15 protein-coding genes are annotated in these 20,827 nt (G+C 45.5%); 5 read left to right on the top strand and 10 right to left on the bottom strand.

What is annotated here, in order from left to right; genetic code table 11:
• Nucleotides 1-132: 132 nt before the first annotated feature.
• The 4 genes from ABD734_RS06940 to ABD734_RS06925 form a co-directional block, all read right to left on the bottom strand.
• The gene (locus tag ABD734_RS06940; protein ID WP_344702812.1) at nt 133-1,377 is read right to left on the bottom strand and encodes a peptidoglycan bridge formation glycyltransferase FemA/FemB family protein; all 1,245 of its coding nucleotides are present in this window, start codon (nt 1,375-1,377) and stop codon (nt 133-135) included.
• A 21-nt stretch (nt 1,378-1,398) separates the two neighbouring features.
• Nucleotides 1,399-2,673, bottom strand: coding sequence for an aminoacyltransferase (locus ABD734_RS06935; RefSeq protein ID WP_344702810.1), 1,275 nt, complete (start codon nt 2,671-2,673; stop codon nt 1,399-1,401).
• A 7-nt stretch (nt 2,674-2,680) separates the two neighbouring features.
• A complete protein-coding gene (locus ABD734_RS06930) occupies nt 2,681-3,940 on the bottom strand; it encodes an aminoacyltransferase (protein WP_344702808.1) in 1,260 nt (419 codons plus the stop codon).
• 189 nt (nt 3,941-4,129) lie between these two features.
• Nucleotides 4,130-5,389, bottom strand: a complete 1,260-nt coding sequence (locus tag ABD734_RS06925) for a Y-family DNA polymerase (RefSeq protein WP_344702806.1) — start codon at nt 5,387-5,389, stop codon at nt 4,130-4,132.
• 133 nt (nt 5,390-5,522) lie between these two features.
• Here ABD734_RS06925 and ABD734_RS06920 point away from each other — a divergent pair, with 133 nt between their 5' ends.
• Nucleotides 5,523-6,521 (top strand): cation diffusion facilitator family transporter, encoded by a 999-nt coding sequence (locus tag ABD734_RS06920; RefSeq protein WP_344702804.1) that lies wholly within the window; start codon nt 5,523-5,525, stop codon nt 6,519-6,521.
• 60 nt (nt 6,522-6,581) lie between these two features.
• Here the strand turns inward: ABD734_RS06920 and ABD734_RS06915 are convergent, their stop codons facing one another.
• Nucleotides 6,582-7,574, bottom strand: coding sequence for an LCP family protein (locus tag ABD734_RS06915; protein WP_344702802.1), 993 nt, complete (start codon nt 7,572-7,574; stop codon nt 6,582-6,584).
• A 146-nt stretch (nt 7,575-7,720) separates the two neighbouring features.
• Between ABD734_RS06915 and ABD734_RS06910 the strand changes: the two genes are divergently transcribed.
• Nucleotides 7,721-8,677, top strand: a complete 957-nt coding sequence (locus tag ABD734_RS06910; RefSeq protein ID WP_344702799.1) for a DUF1002 domain-containing protein — start codon at nt 7,721-7,723, stop codon at nt 8,675-8,677.
• 35 nt (nt 8,678-8,712) lie between these two features.
• Here the strand turns inward: ABD734_RS06910 and ABD734_RS06905 are convergent, their stop codons facing one another.
• The 3 genes from ABD734_RS06905 to parE form a co-directional block, all read right to left on the bottom strand.
• Entirely contained in the window at nt 8,713-10,179 is a 1,467-nt protein-coding gene (locus ABD734_RS06905; RefSeq protein WP_344702797.1) for an alanine/glycine:cation symporter family protein, read from the bottom strand.
• A 71-nt stretch (nt 10,180-10,250) separates the two neighbouring features.
• Nucleotides 10,251-12,659, bottom strand: coding sequence for a DNA topoisomerase IV subunit A (parC, locus tag ABD734_RS06900; RefSeq protein ID WP_344702795.1), 2,409 nt, complete (start codon nt 12,657-12,659; stop codon nt 10,251-10,253).
• The gene (parE, locus tag ABD734_RS06895; protein WP_344702793.1) at nt 12,652-14,631 is read right to left on the bottom strand and encodes a DNA topoisomerase IV subunit B; all 1,980 of its coding nucleotides are present in this window, start codon (nt 14,629-14,631) and stop codon (nt 12,652-12,654) included. Before parE ends, parC begins: the two co-directional genes overlap by 8 nt.
• Before the next feature lie 214 nt (nt 14,632-14,845).
• Between parE and plsY the strand changes: the two genes are divergently transcribed.
• Both plsY and ABD734_RS06885 read left to right on the top strand, forming a co-directional pair.
• Nucleotides 14,846-15,430, top strand: a complete 585-nt coding sequence (gene plsY / locus ABD734_RS06890; RefSeq protein WP_344702791.1) for a glycerol-3-phosphate 1-O-acyltransferase PlsY — start codon at nt 14,846-14,848, stop codon at nt 15,428-15,430.
• Between the two features lie 14 nt (nt 15,431-15,444).
• Nucleotides 15,445-15,723: a HesB/YadR/YfhF family protein gene (locus ABD734_RS06885; RefSeq protein ID WP_344702789.1), complete on the top strand. Its 279-nt coding sequence runs from the start codon at nt 15,445-15,447 to the stop codon at nt 15,721-15,723.
• Nucleotides 15,724-15,768: 45 nt separating this feature from the next.
• On the opposite strand, the gene acnA is transcribed toward ABD734_RS06885, so the two are convergent.
• Nucleotides 15,769-18,474, bottom strand: a complete 2,706-nt coding sequence (acnA, locus tag ABD734_RS06880) for an aconitate hydratase AcnA (protein ID WP_344702787.1) — start codon at nt 18,472-18,474, stop codon at nt 15,769-15,771.
• 173 nt (nt 18,475-18,647) lie between these two features.
• A complete protein-coding gene (locus ABD734_RS06875) occupies nt 18,648-20,228 on the bottom strand; it encodes a glycine betaine uptake BCCT transporter (protein ID WP_344702786.1) in 1,581 nt (526 codons plus the stop codon).
• A 221-nt stretch (nt 20,229-20,449) separates the two neighbouring features.
• On the opposite strand from ABD734_RS06875, the gene mscL reads away from it, so the two are divergent.
• Nucleotides 20,450-20,818 carry a large conductance mechanosensitive channel protein MscL gene (gene mscL / locus ABD734_RS06870; protein WP_344702784.1) on the top strand — a complete coding sequence of 123 codons (369 nt, stop codon included), beginning with the start codon at nt 20,450-20,452 and terminating at the stop codon, nt 20,816-20,818.
• Nucleotides 20,819-20,827 lie beyond the last annotated feature (9 nt).

Here is a 20,827-nt window from a genome sequence, read left to right as displayed (position 1 = left end):
TCGGGAAGTTCAACCGAATGATGCGCACTGCTTTGGAAGCAGACACAAAAAATGGCGATCCATCCGCTTTATCGGGATGGATCGCCATTTTTCTTAGTGTTCAGGGGCCTTTATGTCCCAGCCCCTTCTTTTCTATATTCTATTCAATTTCTGTGCCATCTTGTATACAGGCTTGTTGAATACTTTCTCGAAGGTTCCTGGAAGCTCTTCTATGAAGGTATTGTAGCCTTTTTTGAACTTGAAGACTCCATAGTCTTTGGACTGTTCTGTAAAATCACCAGTCAATCCAAAGAAATTGAAACGTTTCACTCCGAGTTTCTTTGCTTTTTTGATCATCTGCCATGTCGTGAAGTTCGTACCCATGAACATGGAATGTTCCGGATAACTGCCACTGAACAGATAAACCATTTCATGGTTGTTGTAATAATACATGGCTGCAGAAAGCTCTATGACTGTGCCATACTCTTGCTGCACGCCCTGGATTTTTTTTATCCGTTTCTCTTTGTTTCCGAGGAGGTCTTTCACTTCATTCATTCTCCCCTTCATCCTTTTTGTACCATTGCCGGAATCGATCTTCTCCTGCATCTCTTCATATTCTGCAGAAAGTTCGCCGAGTTCACCATGCAATTGTTCCAAATAATCTTCCAGATTGATATAGCTCAAAGTGAGATAAGTACGCTCCTTTAGAGCATGGAGCAGATTTTTTATCTTTTCCCCACTTACCGGGTCGAAACCGATGCGTTCCTCGGTATCTTTATATATCTGGATGAATTTATCATATTCATCCTCCTCCAAATAACGCAATTCCAGCCCCATCTGCTCACTTGCACGCGTATTATAGCGTGTTTTTGAATCCATATCTTTAATGAGCTGCTCTTCATCCTTATTCAAATCAAGTACAGCCTGATGTCTGAGCAGTTCGTCTGTAACCAGCTGTTTGGTGAAGCCATTATGTGAATACCCCTGGTTGATGTAGATGTCTATGATTTCATGATTATTTTCAGGGCTTTCCACGATTTCTCCATCGTTGCCTCTCATCTGGTAGATCATATAAGGCGAATGGATGAGTTTTACAGCATGATGCTTTTTGACGTGATCATCGATTTCCTTCAGGAAGAACTGCAGCCTCTCATTCGAGAACGGCTGGATCAACGGACCTGTATGTGAAGTGAATAGCCGATAGCGTTTCAGGACCGATGTGGCGCTGAGCATGGAAACCCCGACTAGCCCATCATCTTCATAGAGGCCAAGCAGGTGCGTCTCCTGTGTCTTTGAAATGTAATCATAATAAAGCGGGTCATGGAGATAGTGGCAATGCCCGTCATACTCTGCCATGAACGCTTTAAACGTTTCCTCTTGGATTTGTGATATCTGCACTGTTCAACCCTCCTTCACTATTCAGTTGCTTTTTGAGGCTGTCTTCTGTTCGATTTTACGTTTTACCTTATAGAGATTATAAGGCACTTTACTGATGACCTTGACGAAATCACCGACCAGTTCCTCTATTTCAGCGTTGAAGCCACGTTTGAAACGGTAGACGCCATAATCTTCCCCATCTTCAGAGAAGTCACCACTCACCCCGTAGAAGTTATATCTGTCGATTCCATTCTCCAGACAATACTTCATCATTTCAAAATGCATCATGTAAGGTCCGACGAAATGAGCGAACTCGCTTGAACTTGCACCTGAGTTATAGACCATCTCATAAGGGGTTTCAAAGTAGATGCCGGCACCAAGATTCAGGACATTGCCTTCTTTTTCACGCATCTCCATAGCACTGTCGCGATCTTCAGTCATCTTGTTGATCTGTTTATCGTGTTCAGCAATCTTATTCAAAGTCTTATCATTCTTGTTGTCTTTATCCATGAGCTGGTCCCGCTTCCGCTCATTGTCTTCAATCTGCTCTGAGAGGTTCTCCACATATTCATCCAACTCTATATACGCAAGAGGGATAAGGACCTTATCTCCATAGGCTTTCTTGAAATTGGAGAAGTATTCTTTCGGATTCGGATGGGTGAAGAACCCCTGCCTCTCACTTGTATCCAAGTAAAGATCCATGAATATATCAATCTCATCGACATCGAGAAACCGCACCTTCACTCCGAATTTCTGTGCTTTCTTTATATTCCTCTTCCTCTGTGAATCGAAGGACTTGAAAAGGCTCTTTTCATCATGGCCCGATAAATCGAGGACACTCATCCACCGCGCCTGGGAGGTTTTTGAATAGCCACGGGTGAACCCTTGATGCACATACCCTTCGTCCTCCATCAATCTGATCAATGCATCCTGGGCCGGGTATTCCTCTTTAGGCACTACATCCTTATCATACTTTCTATAGATCCAATTCGGATCAAGCTTTACATACAGCCCGTTATTCTTCTTGAGATAGGCAGTCAATTCCTGCAGATAGAACTTTACAAGGTCATGGTCATGGTAATCCAGCACGGGCCCCCGGTTGGAATAGTAGAAATACTTGCCGAGGACCGTCTTCTTCAACGTAAAGAGACATGCTGCTATCACCGTTCCACTTGCATCCTTAACGCCAAGTAGGCGTACCTTCTGTTGATCCATTTCCCTATTCTTTTTATTTTCTATCATCTGGAAAAAGGCCGATTCTTCTCCTTTTTCTATATAATCCTTATATTCCTTTTCAGTCAGTTCAACGAATTTCATCCGTTTGTTACCTCCCTATTCTCTCTCTTAGTTTTACGAGTGACTGATACACCCTATACGCTGGCTTATTGATCGGCTTGATGAAATCACCGATATATTCATAGACTGTGGCGTTGAATCCTTTTTTGAACTGGATGACGCCGTAGTCTTCCGCTTCTTCTGAAAAGTCTCCACTGATGCCGTAGAAATTATACAGTCCAATATCATGGTCCAAGGCATAGTTGATCATATGCCATTGGATCAGATAACTGCCCGCAAAATGCCTGAAATCATTATCGCTGCCTCCTGCAAGATAAACGACTTCATGCGGAGTGATGAAATAGTAGGCACTCGCTATGGGAAGCTCATTGCCGTGGGTTTCGCGCAATGTACGGCCTTCCTGCAACTTATCTTCTATATTTTCGAGCTGCGCCGTCAGATTCGTTATTTTCTTTTCCGCTTTGCTGTTGGCCGGATCTTTTTCAAGGTCACGGTTCGCTTTACTGATGTTTTTCACCAATGCGTCTCGGTCCTTTGTAATCGATGCGACATATTCATCCAAATTGACATAAACAAGCGGAATCAGGACATTGTCCCCGAAGTGCTGCTTACGGCTGATATAGTAGGAATCATCGCGATCTGTGAAGGATTTCATTTCAGATGTATCTCTCATGAATTTCCTGAAGACATCTATCTCATCAAGCCCAAGATAACGGACATGAAGACCATGCTTCTGTGCTTTTTTTATATTCCGCTTCCGGAGGCTATCCATATCATTCAACACAGCTTTGCCGTCCTTGCCTCTAAGGTCAAGTACCGAATGCCATCTGATCTGAACGACCGGATCGAACCCGACGGAGAATCCTTCATGTGTAAAATCCAGCGCTTTGAAGTAATCGAAGATATAGCGGTTTCCACTATCTTCGAGGATATCACCTTCGTGGTTGCGTTTTTTGATTACTTCATAGGGATCTACCCTTACATGCATCACTTTCTTTGGCTTCAAGAAGTCATTCAGTCCTTCGAAAAATGTATCGAACACCTTTTTATCTGAATAGTCCATGACGGGCCCACGATTGGTATAGGCATATTTGAACACCTTCATTACAGGGGTCAGGGTGATCAGGCAAGCTGCTTTTACCGCTTCCCCGTCCTTCACTCCTATCAGGTAGGTTTCAACGCCCTGCTCAATTTTCAGGCGATAATTATCCACCGTCTGTGTAAAATGACTGAAGTGTGTCCGTGTGAACTGTTCGAACTCCTCAGTGGTCAACTCTGTAAATTGCATAATGGCACTCCTGTCAACTAATTTTGTTACTCCGAATATATTATCAGATTCCAAACTTAATGCGAATTGAAACCTCATAAATATATATAGTCCCATCCATTATATCATCTGCGAACGGTACTGGCAGTATTTCTGCGAAGTTCATGTCTACACGACTACAATGCACTGTCATTTCCATCAGAATGCCATTCACCTTTTATGGCCAGCTATCAATCCTTCCCTAAGTTTAAGCGTCGAAGCTTCCGTACAGCTCAGGGCCCTCATCACGCTGAGTTGTCCAAACCGGACCTTTAATGCATCAATGGTCCTAAGAAGATCCTCCCTCTTCAATTCCCCCGGGTCTTCGAACAGGGATAGCTGCCTCACGTCATCCGGTATCAGATTTGTCAAAGAAATACTTAAAGTACGGTACATCGCATAGGCGTCTGCCATTTTGATGATGTGGTCCCATACACCCTCCATGATGATATTTCCGTCACTCGTCCCCCCGTCTAACGTGAATTGCTTTCGGTACACCTTGCCATCTGCTGTCCCTACAGAAAAATGGATGGTGCGTGCCAACCGTTTTGATAGGCGCAAACGATGCGTCACTTCATCAATATGCTCAAGCATTACTACATAGACTTCATCAAGGTGATAATCACGCATAAGGATTTGGCTTTTGGCAATGGACGGCGCATGCACACTATGCTTTTCACTGATAGTGCTGAAATCGATGCCATTGGCATGGAGATGCCAATCGACACCGATGATGCCAAAGTCCCGCTTCAAATATTCGGGCGGGTAGCGCGCCAGGTCACCCACTGAAAATATCCCACGTTCATTCAAACGGGCTTCACTATTCTTATTGATTCCCCACAGTGTTCTAAGCGGTTTGATATGCCACATTTTTTCAGGTACGTCCTCATAACGCCACTCTGCTATACCAAAAGGTGCACGCTTCGCTTCAATATCCAGAGATAACTTACTGAGCAGTGGATTCTCCCCGATGCCGATGGCACAATCAATACGCGTCTCCTGATAGATCTCTTTCCTGAGGCGTAGTGCCAGTCCCCAAGGACTTTCTTCAAACAACCGGAAACTCTTTGTAACATCCATGAAGTACTCATCCACGGAATATTGATGAAAATCTTCCGGAGCGACGTATTTCAAAGCAATTTCCGTTATTCTGGAAGAATAATCGAGATATGTCTTCATTGAGGGATTAATGATATAAATATCTTTACGGTTCGGAATTTCAAACAACCGACTGCCAGTCTTTATCCCCATTCTTTTGAGGGCTGGTGTTGCAGCCAATACAACTGCCCCCGGGTTTTTAGTGTCTGCCACTACCGCAAGACGTGTCGTGAGTGGATCTAAACCTTTCAAGATGCAAGAAACACTAGCAAAGAAGCTTTTTTGGTCTACACAGAAAATGTGCCGTTTTGGGCAGATATGATAGTTATACATGTAACACCCTCCAAACAGAACATATGTTCGTATACCCATAAATTTATCATATCATAAAATAGGAAGTTCCAAACATGATTATTTATGGATTTGGGTATGATATATTGTAAAGATCAGTAAGGAGGAAAATGATTTGAAGGACATCATCGCATTACTTAAGAAAGGCAGTGCAGCATCGCTGACTGCATCTATCGTCAATTTCTTCATCGCAGCCATAAAAGGCGGTGCTTTCATACTGACGGGAAATGTTGCCATGTTTGCTGAGATGATGCATTCCATTGGCGATGCACTTAACCAGTTCTTTGTTTATGTAGGTTCCGGATTGTCGAAGAAAGCGCCGACCAAACGCTTCCCCTTCGGGTTTGGACGTCTCGTGAATCTTGTTTTACTATTTGCTGTCATCATTGTCGGTATATTGGCATATGAGACGGTGCGCGAGGGGCTAAAGCACATTTTAGAACCGCTTCCGGTGGAAACCGATACAACAATGCTGCTCATCAACATCGGCGTTCTCGCTTTGGCGGCTGTGCTTGAGACATTTGTTCTATTTAAAGCAGGTAAAGAATTGCTCAAGCAGGCAGATCAGCCTTTTGATGGCTTAAAACCGCTTACGACAAGCTTTATCCATATGGACCGTGCAAAACCGGCGACCAAATTGGTGTTCCTGGAAGATACGGTTGCAACCGGTGGTGCACTGCTCGCCATCCTTGCCATACTCATTGCACGCTTTACAGGCTTTTCCCAAGCAGAAGGCATCGCCTCGATCATGATCGGTATCGCCATGTTCTACATCGTCTACAAAATTTTCATGGAGAATGCCGCGGGGGCACTTGGTGAGCACGACCCGCGCATGGAACAGCGTGTTTCGGAGATTGTGTTGAGACATGATGAAATCAGAGACATACGTAAGCTCTTCGTCATGAAGGAAGGGGACCTCCTCCACGTTGAAATTGTGGCGGAACTGGATCCCGACCTCTCTGTTGAAGAAGCAAATGCCATCCGGGATGACATAGAGGAGATGATCCTGAAACAAAGGCATGTCGTTGATGTAAATACAGAATTTGAGGTCGATGATGGGCACCGGGCATGGCCGCAGACCCAGAATGAATTGGATAAAAAGCCTAAAAAATAATTATGCTCCAAATAAAAAAGGATGGCCTGCAATACCGCGGCCATCCTTTTTTTGTCTTGTCTATTCGGTTGTAGCCTCCTCTTCAGCCGGATCTTCGGCATTATTTTCCAAAAACTCATGCATATATTGGCTGTTTGCTTCAAAATCGAGATCGATCACATTGCCGGCGTGTGATGTGTCCATAAATTGATAGGTGCCTTCTACAGGTACCGTAAGCGTGTCTATCTCCTTATCACTCCTTAGGAGGAAGGATGCCATCATCCGATACATCTCCCCATCGGTCATGCTTGTGTTGACGTGGCCCATGCCCGTCCCTGCAATTTTAGGGAGCTTCAACACGCCACCGATCGTCAGCACTTCATCTTTCAGGGCGGTGATGACTTGCTGTTGACGCCTTACCCGGCCAAAGTCCCCTTCTTTATCCTGGCGGAATCTTGCATATTCAAGTAGCTCCTGCCCATTAAGACGCTGTTCACCCTTTTTCAGTTCGACTTCTATCTTTTCGGACATATCCTTTTCGACGTCTACCATCACCCCTTTTTTGTTGACCACATCCACTACGGATTCAAATGCTTTGTAGTCGACGACTGCATACTCTTCAATCTCGATGCCGAAATTTTCTTTGATGGTGCGTCTAAGGAGTTCCACGCCCCCGAGTGAATAGACGGAATTTATCTTGTAGCTTTGAAAACCGGGGATATCCACATAGATGTCCCGCATCATCGATATGAGTTTCATATCCTTATTCATATAATCATATTGGGCAAGCATGATGACGTCCGTGCGCTGTGCCCCGTCAACTTCGCGGTCTGCTCCTAACAGCAGTATGGTCTTCTTGCCATCATTATTGTCATCCCCACCGAATTCATGTGCCTCTTGTTCGACTCCATTGTCCTCGGCTATATCCAACCCGGATTGATAGGAGAAGAAGATATACAAAACGATGAAGATGAGCGCTATAAATATAATTAAAGGGATCAGCGTACGCTTGCGCAACCGTTTTCTTTTCATACCCTCACTAGTGCGTCCAGAACGTCTATAGTCGTTATCCATGATACTTGGCTCCCGTCATTAATGTATTCAATCATTCTATCGCGTTTAAAAAGAGATTAAAAGAGAAAACCGCATTTGACCGGATATAATAAATTGTAGAAAGTAATGAGCATATAGTAGAATATAAATATTAGATAAGGAGGGTTATGATGATCCGGAATTGGTTTTTTATCGCATTGGTGGCCCTGGTGCTGATACCCACTGAAGTGCAGGCGGCCGAGTGGCAGGAAGCAGTCACCGTCTATGGTGCCGCCCTTGAGGACGACCCCCAGCTATTGGAGGATACCGAAGGCATACTCGGTACAAAAAAAGAGGACAAAATCACATTCGTCAACTCGGAGGATGTCGCCAAATACATCGGCAAGGATTATGATGATGCCGTGCTCAAATCAAGCATCCGCATCATTCAGAGGGAAGACGGATATGGGCTTGACATCACCGTAGATGAAACGATGGGTAAGATTACCCAAATTACGGAAGAGACGTATAAAAATGCCCTGCTCACATCGGGTATTACAGATGCGGAAGTCACGATCGGAGCCGCTCAAGATGTCACAGGGGAAAGTGCCCTCTCAGGGATATATAAGGCATTTGAAGCACAGGGACAGGAAATTGATACCGACCGCACCCGTAATTCCCAAGATGAGTTGGAAGCCATATCAGATATCTCAAAAGAAAATGCGCAAAAAGAAGGCTTTTCACAGGAACAGCTGAATAAAGCCATTACAGACATTAAAATTGAAATCATCAATCAGGGTGGGAATCTGACTGAAGCGGATATTCGCCGAATAGTAGAGGAACAGTTGAATGAGAACGGTCTGGATGGCATAGTGACGGGTGATCAAATCAACCGCCTCGTCAATATTATGATACAAATACAGAACACGAATATATTTACAGATGAAGAAGCAGAACGCCTCAAGGACAGCGCCCAGAACCTGATCGATGAAATAAGGTCAAGCGATGCATTCAAACAAGCGGCTGATAAGGCAGAAGAAATTGGTCAGGACATCCAGGATTCTGATGCATGGAGCACCTTTAAACGGGCCGTCTCTGATTTCTTCAGCAGCATCATTTCCTTCTTCAAGACATTGTTCAATTAAAAAACCAGACCTTTAGAAGGTCTGGTTTTTTAATGTTAGGATCTATCCTGATCGCGGTACGCGTAACGATTTTCACCCCACTCGTCCACATCGCTAAGATCCGCTTTGATATTATTCGTCTGGAAAACTGGATTTTTACCATCCCTCAGTTGCGTCTTGTAGTCGGCGGCAACTTGCCAGACCACATTGCTCAAGCCGAATACTGCAACAAGGTTGGTCACGGCCATCAACGCCATAAACAGATCGGCCATCGACCATGCCGTTTCAAGGTCCATTATCGCTCCGATGAAGACCATCAGGACTACAAGGAGTTTAAAGGCAAACAACAATGTTTTGTTTTCCTTGATGTAGTTGAGGTTGCTTTGACCATAGAAGTAGTTGCCGAGTATCGAGCTATATGCAAACAAGAGGATGACAATCGCAATGAAGGTGGCGCCGAAGGCACCCATCTGCTCGCCCATCGCCGCCTGGGTCACTTGAATGCCCTGCTGTGCCTCTTCACCGTAACTCAAGTCCGTATACATCAGTATGAGGATTGCGGTTGCTGTACAAACGATCATCGTATCGAAAAATACACCGAGCGACTGGATGAGGCCCTGTTTGACAGGGTGGCTGACGGCTGCTGACGCTGCTGCGTTCGGTGCCGAGCCCATCCCCGCTTCATTCGAGAATAAACCTCTTTGGAATCCATTCAATATCGCGGCACCGATTGCACCACTGAACACTTCCCGGATGCCGAAGGCGTTCTGGAATATATCTGTAAGCATCGGGATGACCCGGTCATAGTTGATGACGAGTATCACGAATATCACCGCCAGATATATAAGTGCCATAATCGGTACGATATATCCCGTGACATTGGCAATCCACCGTGCCCCTCCAAATATGACGATGGCCGCAAGTGCTGCGATGATGAGGCCGATGATCCAACGGTCTATGTTGAATGCCTCTTCATAGGCATGCGCAATGGTATTGGCCTGCAATCCATTGAAGACAAAGCCGAATGTGACTGTAATCAATACTGCAAAGAAGACGCCGAGCCACTTCTGGTTGAGCCCCTTCTCCATGTAGTATGCCGGTCCACCGCGGAAGCCACCGTCTTTATCTTCGACTTTGTAGACTTGCGCCAAAGTCGATTCGAAGAACGCTGTCGCTGCACCAAAAAATGCAATAACCCACATCCAGAAGACTGCGCCCGGTCCACCGAGCACGATCGCCGTGGCCACACCGGCGATGTTGCCGGTACCTACACGGGACGCTGCACTGATTGCGAATGCCTGGAAAGGCGCGATGCCCTTTCGACCGTCCGGCAATGTCTCCGCCTTCTCGGTAAGTACATTGAACATTTCCTTGAACCATCTGAATTGCACGAACTTTGAACTGATCGAGAAATATAAACCTGCAAGAATCAATAGTCCTATGAGGAAATCTCCCCATAAAAGATCATTACCAACTTCAATGACACTTTTGAACCAACCTGGTACTACTCCTTCATTTTCCATAAAGCACCTCCCAATATAAGTGATGTTATATTATTCGGATGGCTGCTTCAAGTCTAAATTTTTCACTTCATTCAAACATTTTTGAATTTCACCCGCTCCACTTCGCCGAATGTATCTTCATCGACAACGAACGATCCATTGGCGTAGCGGCCGCTGAGTCTGATTGATTTGGCATCCAATCTAAAGGCATCCTTTTCGGACTCAAGGGTGATTTCCACATTATCTTCGACAAGGTTAGCCCCTATAATGCGGTGGGGCTTTGATTTTATTTCCTTCAATAATGCAGTGCCGACTTGGGCTCTGGCGCCATTGTCGAACGCATCGAGACTTGTCCGTTTGACCGCCCCGCGCTGGGATACACTGACTATATGACGCTCAGTTGTAATGAGTCCGGCAAACGCCAGCTTGTCATCCTGCTTCAGTTGAATCGCTTTGACCCCTTGCGCCTTCAAACCGACAGGATTCACTTCAGATATCGGATACTTCAGCGACATGCCTTTTTCAGTCAACAGCAGAATCTCCTCTGTGCCTTTAGTAGCCACCATCACTGATGCCACCCGGTCATCTCCTTTCAGGCTGATACCTGAAATTGGCCGTCTTATGCGGGAAGCTTCATAAAGCTCAAGGCCGGTCCGTTTTATCTGACCATTCTGCGTTACTGATATGATGTCCAGACCGGCATCGAATGCCTCGAAGGTGAAGGCAGCCACTGGAGATTCTTCAGCCGCGATTTTGAAGCGGTTTGACAGGTGTTGTCCATTATCCTTCCACCGGATGTCTGACAGTTCATGCACCGGAATGATCATATAATTGCCGAGATTCGTAAAGACGACAAGGTTTTCCAGTGTATGGGCTTGTCTAGCATACAAGACTTCGTCCGTTTCCTTCATACCAAGCTCTTCTTTCGCACTCGCCTGATAACTTCTCAAGCTCGTACGTTTCACATAGCCCTCACGGGTCAGTGACACCATCACATCTTCTTTGGGGACGAGCACTTCTTTTTCCAGTTCAATCGCTTCGATTTCATCTTCGATGACGGTTTTTCTCATGGAACCATATTGTTTACGGATGTCCCTCAGTTCTTTTTTAATGACTTTCAAGAGCTTTTTTTCATCTGCGATAATTTCACGCAGCTGGTTGATCGTATAATCAAGCTGACTGTGTTCCGTCTCAAGCTGGACGATGTCTGTATTCGTCAGGCGATATAGCTGGAGCATGACAATCGCTTCTGCCTGAGCATCGGTAAAGCCGAAAGATTCAACCAAGTTTTCCTTGGCGTTCCGTTTGTTGTTCGATTCCCTGATGACGCGGATGACATCATCGAGAATGGACAAGGCCCGCATCAGGCCTTCTATGATGTGGATTCTCTTTTCCGCTTCTCCAAGCTCATAATTGGAACGGTTCAGAATGACTTCCTTCTGGTGCGCAATGTAGCTGTTTAGTATCTCTTTTAAGCCAAGCTGTTTCGGCGCACGGTCGCTGATGGCTACCATGTTGAAATTATAGGAGACTTGCAGATCGGTCTTTTTATAGAAATAATTTATGATTCCCTCAACGTTGGCTTCCTTCCTGACTTCAATGACGATCCGCAGTCCTTCCCGGTCCGTCTCATCCCGCACCTCAAGGATACCATCAACTTTGCGGTCCGCGCGCACCTCATCCATTTTCTTGACAAGGGTTGCTTTATTCACCTCGTACGGCAGCTCCTCGATGATGATCTGCATGCGTCCGCTTCTTAACGTCTCAGTCCTGACTTTGCTTCGGACGACGATTCTCCCCCGGCCTGTTTCGTATGCCTTCTTCAGTTCATTTCTGCCTTGGACGATGCCACCTGTCGGAAAATCAGGCCCTTTGACGATATCAATCAGTTCGTCTATCGAAACAGTCGGCTTATCGATGACCTTTAATGTCGCATCTATGACTTCCTCCAGATTATGTGGAGGGATATCGGTCGCATAGCCTGTCGATATGCCGGTTGAGCCATTGACAAGAAGATTTGGGAACTTCGAAGGCAGTACCGTAGGCTCCACTTCTGTATCATCGAAGTTATTGATGAATTGCACTGTATTTTTGTTGATGTCCCGGAGCATTTCATTGGATATTTCAGAAAGCCTCGCTTCCGTATAACGCATCGCTGCAGGCGGGTCTCCATCAACACTCCCCTTGTTGCCGTGGATGTCAATCAGTTCTTCTCGCATCTTCCATTCCTGGGACAGCCGGATCATGGCCTCATAGACACTTGAATCCCCGTGCGGATGGTAATTACCGATAACATTACCGACGGTTTTGGCACTTTTCCTGAATCCTTTCTCGGACGTATTGCCTTCCTTATACATAGCATAGAGTATACGCCGCTGAACCGGCTTCAGACCATCCCGCACATCTGGAATCGCACGGTCTTGTATGACATATTTACTGTAGCGTCCAAAACGGTCTCCGATTATATCTTCAAGCTGGAGCTGCTGAACATGATCAGTCATTCAAATCACCACTTTCACCCAGTTTAGTGCCGTCTTTTTCGAGGATGCTGTCTGCATCTTCCAGCGTGAAGCTGACATTCGATTCAATCCATTTACGCCGCAATTCAACATTATCACCCATAAGTGTCGTGACACGCTTGAGGGAAAGCGCTTCGTCCTCGACGCCGACTTGTATCAGCGTTCTTGTTTCAGGATTCATAGTCGTCTCCCAGAGCTGTTCAGGCATCATTTCACCGAGCCCCTTGTAGCGCTGGAGCTCAATGCCCTTGCCCATGTCTTTTTGTGCTTCCAGCAACTCATCCTCGGTCCACACGTAGCGGACATCTTCTTTCTTCTTCGTCTTTTTCTTCAATTGGAAAAGCGGAGGCATGGCGATATAGATTTTGCCAGCATCAAAAAGCGGCCTCATATAGTTGAAGAAGAATGTCAACAGCAGCACTTGTATATGTGCCCCGTCTGTATCTGCGTCCGTCATGATGATGATTTTATCGTAGTTTGTATCCTCCACTTTGAACTCGGTACCGACACCGGCTCCGATGGTATGGATGATTGTATTTATTTCTTCATTCTTGAATATATCCTCAAACTTCGCCCGTTCCGTATTGATGACCTTGCCGCGGAGCGGGAGGATTGCCTGGAACCTTCGATCTCTGCCCTGTTTGGCGGATCCACCGGCAGAGTCCCCCTCCACCAGATACAACTCATTCTTTTTGGCGTTGCGGCTCTGTGCCGGTGTCAGTTTACCTGACAGCAAGGTGTCCCGCTTACGTTTCTTACCGTTACGTGCCTCTTCACGGGCTTTTCTCGCAGTTTCACGTACATTGCGTGCCTTCACGGCTTTTTTGACAAGCTGTGTGCTGAGCGTACCGTTTTCTTCAAAATAATAAGGCAGGTGTTCGCTTATCAATGACTCCATCACATTTCTCGCTTCACTTGTCCCGAGCTTACTTTTTGTCTGGCCCTCGAATTGGAGCAGGTGCTCAGGGATTTTGATGGAGATGATGGCAGTGAGCCCCTCTCTGATATCGTTTCCTTCGAGATTTTTATCTTTATCCTTCAACTCATTGATTTTTCGGGCATATTCATTGAATGCCCGCGTAAAACCGGTTTTGAAGCCAATCTCATGTGTACCTCCGTCCTTCGTGCGGACATTGTTGACGAATGAGATGAGCGTTTCTGCGTACTGGTCATTATACTGGAAGCTCACCTCAGCCAAAATGCCATCGTACTCTCCTGAAAATACGACAACATCACCTATGGAATCCTTGCCTTCATTAAGGAATTCAATGAACGCTTTCAAGCCGTCTTCATATTTGAAGACTTCTTCAATCGGTTCATCGGGCCGCTTGTCTGCAATTGTAATTTCAAGGCCTTTTTCAAGGAAGGCCGACTCACGCATCCGCTCCATGATTGTTTCGAAGTGGAACGTGGTCCCACTCTGGAATATTTGACGGTCGGGTTTGAAAGTGACTTCAGTTCCGTTTTCCTTAGTGTTGCCTGTCACTTCCAGCGCACGATCGACTTTTCCGCCCTCTTTGAATGACATTTCGTGTACTTTGCCATCGCGGAATATCCTGATCTTCACCCACTCACTCAGCGCATTCACTACAGATGCTCCGACGCCGTGGAGGCCGCCTGAAGTTTTGTAGCCGCCGGATCCGAATTTCCCACCGGCATGGAGCACCGTGAAGATAACTTCCGGTGTGGGCTTGCCAGAAGCATGCATGCCTGTTGGCATACCCCTTCCATTATCACGTACTGTAATGCTCTCATCAGGATTTATTTTAATATTTATTGCGTCGCCATAGCCATTGATGATTTCATCTACTGCATTGTCGACCACTTCATAGACCAGGTGATGCAGGCCCCTGTAGTCGGTTGAGCCGACATACATGCCGGGGCGTTTTCTTACAGCATCCAGCCCTTCAAGTATTTGAATCGACTCATCTGTATAAGTATTTCGTTTCGTCAAATCAGATTTCCTCCCACAAACATACGTTCGTTATTTTTATCTCATGTTCTATTTTTATACAAAACTTAAATGATTGCAACCCTAATTGGTCCAGGACAACCATTGTCACACTATATTAGTTTACATAATAAAGTTATAGTAAACTATATTTTATTATACCCAATTAAATTTATATGGTAAACTGTTAGTACCTGATAACAAAAGGGGATTTTAGATGGAAATCAATATGATACTCCTGATCTTCAGCTATCTCATAGGAGCAATTCCTTTTAGTCTTTTAATCGGCAAATGGTTTTATAAAATCAACCTAATGGAGCATGGCAGTGGAAATATTGGAACTACAAACACTTTTAGGATCTTAGGGAAGAAGGCAGGCATCGTCGTCCTTTTATTGGATATGTTCAAAGGAGCACTCCCTGTTTTGATTGCCATACTGGTCGATACGGATATGCATGTCTTCATCCCTGGGCTTGCCGCAGCACTTGGCCATGTCTATTCCATCTTCCTGAAATTCAAAGGGGGTAAAGCTGTCGCGACAAGCGCAGGAGCAGTCTTGGCCTATAACCCTGTTCTATTCATCATCCTGCTCACTGTTTTTCTCACCACCCTAAAATTAAGTAAGTATGTATCTCTTTCAAGCATCATCAGTGCCATCGTCTTCTTTATCTTGTCAATCGTCTTTCGGGATTATCTTCTTATTGCCTTTTCGTTCATCATCATGGTGGTCATTGTCGTTAGACATTCGTCAAACATCAAGCGTATAATGGATGGTACAGAATCGAAGATTACATTCATGTAGCAGGAGGTGGCATCATGTTGGAAGTTACAGACCGTGCAGTCGAATGGATGAAAGATGAAATGGATCCTGATGAGGGCCAAGGTGTAAACGTTTATGTAAGGTACGGAGGAGAAACGCAGTTGAAACAAGGCTTCTCGCCCGCACTCACTGTCGATCAGATTCCTCCAGACAGTAAAATATTCGAATACGAAGGACTTCAAGTCTTCATCAAGGAAGCCGATTTCTGGTATTTTGAAGACGCTGAGCTCCAGATTGATTTCGAGGATGAAGAAGTCATATTCAACCTTAAATAAAAGCATCCCATCTCGAAGAGATGGGATGCTTTTATTTCTATAATCTTAGGATTTCAGTTTATTCCTAAGTACGAGCTGTAGGATACCGCCGTTACGGTAATAATCAACTTCAACATCAGAATCGAAGCGTGCTTTCACTTTGAATGCCACTTTCTCACCGGATTCTTTAGTTGCAGTGACATCAAGAACATGTCCAGGCATGACATTGTCATCTACTTGGATATCAAATGTTTCACTGCCGTCCAGTCCAAGAGCTTCTGCATCTTCGCCATCTACAAATTGGAGTGGCAATACACCCATCATGACGAGGTTTGAACGGTGGATACGTTCATAGCTTGCTGCTATAACCGCTTCAACGCCGAGCAGATTCGTTCCTTTGGCAGCCCAGTCGCGGCTTGAGCCCATGCCGTAGTCGTCTCCAGCAATGACTACGAGACCAGTGTCGTCTTCTTTGTATTTCATGGCTGCATCATAGATGCTCATCACTTCGCCTGTTGGCCAGTACGTCGTGAAGCCGCCTTCTTTACCTTGTCCGATCTGGTTGCGGATACGGATATTGGCGAATGTACCGCGCACCATCACTTCGTGGTTACCGCGTCGTGAACCGTAGGAGTTGAAATCGCGTGGTGAAACGCCTTGTTCAATCAACCATTTTCCGGCCGGCGTATCTTTACCGATCGCCCCTGCTGGTGAAATGTGGTCTGTTGTGACTGAGTCTCCGAATTTGCCAAGTACGCGCAGTCCATTCAGTGACTTTATGCTGTCTGGCTCTGTTGAGAGATTCTGGAAGAATGAAGGGTTTTGGATGTAAGTGGAATCTGGATTGAAATCATAGAGCGGCTCATCTGTTGTTTCAATGTTGTTCCAGATTTCGTTAGCATCAAATACTCTTTCATATTCTTTCCTGAAGAGTTCAGGACTGACGTTGCTCATGACTGCATCCTTCACTTCCTGAGTGGATGGCCAGATGTCTTTCATGAAAACGTCATTGCCTTCTTTATCTTTACCAAGCGGCTCATTGCGGAGGTCGATATCTACTGTACCTGCAAGGGCATAGGCTACGACCAGCGGTGGTGAAGCAAGGTAGTTCGCTTTAACGAGCGGGTGTATACGCCCTTCGAAGTTACGGTTACCGGACAATACAGAACTTACAAGCATATCATTCTCTGTGATCGCTTCTGTGATTTCCGGAAGCAATGGTCCAGAGTTACCGATACATGTTGTACAGCCGTAACCGACAAGGTTGAACCCAAGTTGGTCGAGGTATTCCTGAAGGCCTGAGTCATCAAGATAACCTGTCACGACTTTTGAACCAGGAGCCAATGATGTTTTTACGTATGAAGGGACTTCTAGCCCTTTTTCAACTGCTTTTTTGGCAACAAGACCAGCACCAAGCATTACGTACGGGTTGGAAGTGTTTGTACATGAAGTGATTGCGGCAATGACCAGATCACCTGTTTTAATGTCTACATTCCTGCCGTCCTTGAAATTGATGGTCGCCTTCTTGTCGAACTCCCCTTCTTCCATGCCATGACCGTGGTTGCCGCTTTCAGCGGTTACGGATTTCCTGTATGAATCTTTCATATCAGACAAGTTGATAAGATCTTGAGGACGTTTTGGTCCGGCAAGCGCAGGTTCTACAGTAGAAAGGTCAAGTTCCACTTCTTCAGAGTATACTGGGTCGTTCTCCGGATTGAAGAACATGTCATTTTCCTTGAGATACGCTCTTACAATCTCAATATGCTCTTCGCTGCGGCCTGTCAGCCTCATGTAGTCGAGTGTTTCTTCATCTACTGGGAAGAAACCACAAGTTGCACCATATTCAGGCGCCATGTTCGCAATTGTGGCACGGTCTGCAAGCGGTAATGCAGGCACACCTTGACCGAAGAACTCAACGAACTTACCGACCACACCCTGCTTACGGAGCAGCTCCGTCACACGCAGCGCCAGATCCGTCGCAGTCGCTCCTTCTGGAAGCGAGTTCGTCAAACGGACTCCGACCACTTCAGGTACTGGGAAGTAGGATGGCTGTCCAAGCATTCCAGCTTCTGCTTCTATTCCGCCGACACCCCAACCGAGTACACCAAGACCGTTGATCATGGTTGTGTGGGAATCTGTACCGACTAGAGTATCCGGATACGTAATCATCTCTTCGCCATCTTCTTTCACATGGACAACATTCGCCAAGTACTCAAGGTTGACCTGGTGCACGATACCTGTGGCTGGTGGTACAGCTTTATAGTTATCGAATGCTTTAGTCGCCCAGTGAAGGAACTCATAACGCTCCTGGTTCCTTTCGAACTCAAGTTCCATATTGAGCTCAAGCGCGTTTTCAGTGCCGTATGCATCAACTTGTACAGAGTGGTCGATGACAAGATCAACAGGTACTTCAGGGTTGATCTTCTGGCCGTCGCCGCCGACATCATCCATCGCTTTCCTGAGAGATGCAAGGTCCACTACCGCAGGCACACCTGTAAAGTCCTGAAGGATGACACGGGATGGTTTGAATGGCACTTCTTTGCCTTTGTTGCTGCCCTGATCCCATGTCGCCAATGATTTGATATGGTCGTCTTTAATGACGCTACCGTCATATTGGCGCAATACAGATTCAAGCAATACCCTTATCGAGTATGGCAGTTTGTGAGTTTCTGACATGCCTTGTTCAGTCAAAGTCTTCAAGCTGTAGTAATTATAATCTTTGCCGTCGACAGTGAATGACTTTTTTGCTGATTCACTAATGTTCTGACTCATGTTAATAGCCCCCTATTAATATTCCAGTCGTAAGACCGTTCATATCAATTGTATATCTTTACATAATGGTTGTAAACGCCAGCACCATGTATTCATCAATAATCGTGATACAAAAAAATGACCTAGAGCAATAAGTAATACTTATCTCTCCAGGTCATAATCATAACAATATATTAATCCCTATTATTATTATCTTGTTCTTTTTCGTACTCGCGCATCATTTTCTCATATTTTGTACCTTCATAATCCTCTTTGAAGTATAAGCTGAGCGCCTTTTGTTCTTGCGCCACATCCTTGTAGGTGGCCACCATCATCAGTATCAGTATGATGGAGAATGGGAAAGCTGAGATGATTGCTGAGGCTTGGAGTGCTCCGAGTCCCCCGCCCATGAGAAGGACGATCGCAATCAATACTTGTGCAAATCCCCAAATTATTTTGACTCGGTTTGGTGGTGTCAATGAACCATTGGTCGTCTGCATTCCGAGAACGAATGTAGCAGAGTCGGCCGAAGTGATGAAGAAAGTACCGATCAGCATGACTGCTACAAGAGAAACGACCATGCCGAGTGGCATGTTATTGAACATTTCAAACAACACTGATTCGGTCGCCAGTTCGGAGAAGCCTCCGTTCATCCTCTCTGAATCTATTGCTGTTACACCAAAGACACTGAACCAGAAGAAGCTGAGGACGGCTGGTCCAACCATTACTGCCAACACGAACTCCCTGATTGTACGGCCTCTCGATACGCGTGCAATGAAGATCCCTACGAATGGGCTCCAGCTCATCCACCAACCCCAATAATATAGGGTCCAGTTGCCAAGCCAATCATTCTTTGCGCCATCCAGTGGTGCAACGTCATAACTCATATTGACGAAATTGCCGATCATGCCACCGAATGTATCAGTCCACATATTCAATATAAGGACAGTAGGCCCAAGGACGAGTGTAAAGATCAGTAGAATGCCTCCAAGTACCATGTTGGCATTACTCAAGTACTGGATGCCTTTCGATAATCCGGACCATGCACTCCACATGAATAGGACAGTGATGATTGCAATGATAAGTATCTGTACATAGATGTTATTCGGTATACCGAATAAATAAGTCAATCCGCCGTTGATCTGCATTACTCCCAGACCAAGTGAAGTCGCTACACCTGCAATTGTTGCAAAAACTGCAAGCACATCAATGGCTGTACCGAGCGGTCCTTCGACACGTTTGCCGAGGATCGGTTTCAAGGTCCTTGAAATAAGTCCCGGTTCACCGCGTCTGAACTGGGTAAATGCCAAGGCAAGCCCCACTACTGCATAGATTGCCCATGCATGGAAGCCCCAGTGGAAGAAAGTCCGGCGTAATGATTCCTTCAATGCCTGGTCGGTTTCAGGTTCTGCTGTTGGAGGGGTGAAATAGTGACTGATCGGTTCAGCCGCCCCCCAGAATACAAGACCGATACCCATACCGGCACTAAACAGCATCGCAAACCACGATATTGTTCTGAATTCCGGTTTTTCTGTCGGTTTACCCAACCGAATCTGGCCCATCGGCGTGAATACAAAAATAAGGCAAAATACGATAAATACCGTTGTTAGCGATACATAGTACCAACTGAAGTTACTTGTGATAAATCCCTGGATTGTACCCGTCACCGATTCAAAACTATCGGAAAAGAATACTCCATACAATACGAGTACGGAAACAATAGCCAATGCAATCCAAAACACGGGGGTCAGATGGACTTTTTCCTTTTCTCTCATGTAATTCCTCCTCTGGATATTTCATCCGTGCTGCTTACTTTCAGTAATGCAGCCCACAAAACAATTATTCATGTTATCATACACTGTTGATTATAGCAAACCACCTTATACTTTAAATTATCGATTGCTATATAAAAAACCTTTGAAAACATATTGCACTTTCTTGTCTGTATTGTAGTATTATCTATGTCCTTAAATAAATTGAATGGGAGAGAATCCACATGTGGCAAGAGTTTAAAGATTTCCTGCTCAGGGGCAATGTCCTCGACCTGGCTGTTGCAGTGGTGCTTGGGGCAGCGTTCGGTAAAATCGTCACAGCACTTGTCGAGAACATCATCATGCCCTCCATCGCCCTGATTTTCGGAAACACAGATTTCACTTCTGAATGGGCTTATAAAGGTATTACCTATGGTGTGTTCATCCAAGCCATCATCGACTTTATCATCATTGGTGCAGCAATCTTCATCTTCGTTAAAGTGGTCAATACATTAACCCGTAACCGTTTCGTGGAAGAAGCGGCTGAAGATGAACAGATTGTGCTCTTGAGGGAGATACGGGATTCCCTGAAGAATGACTCTTTAAAATCCTGATTGCATAAA

Source organism: Salinicoccus jeotgali (assembly GCF_039538805.1).
GTDB lineage: Bacteria > Bacillota > Bacilli > Staphylococcales > Salinicoccaceae > Salinicoccus > Salinicoccus jeotgali.
The sequence above is the reverse complement of the archived record's forward strand: the minus strand, read 5'-3'. Positions and strand labels throughout refer to the sequence as shown.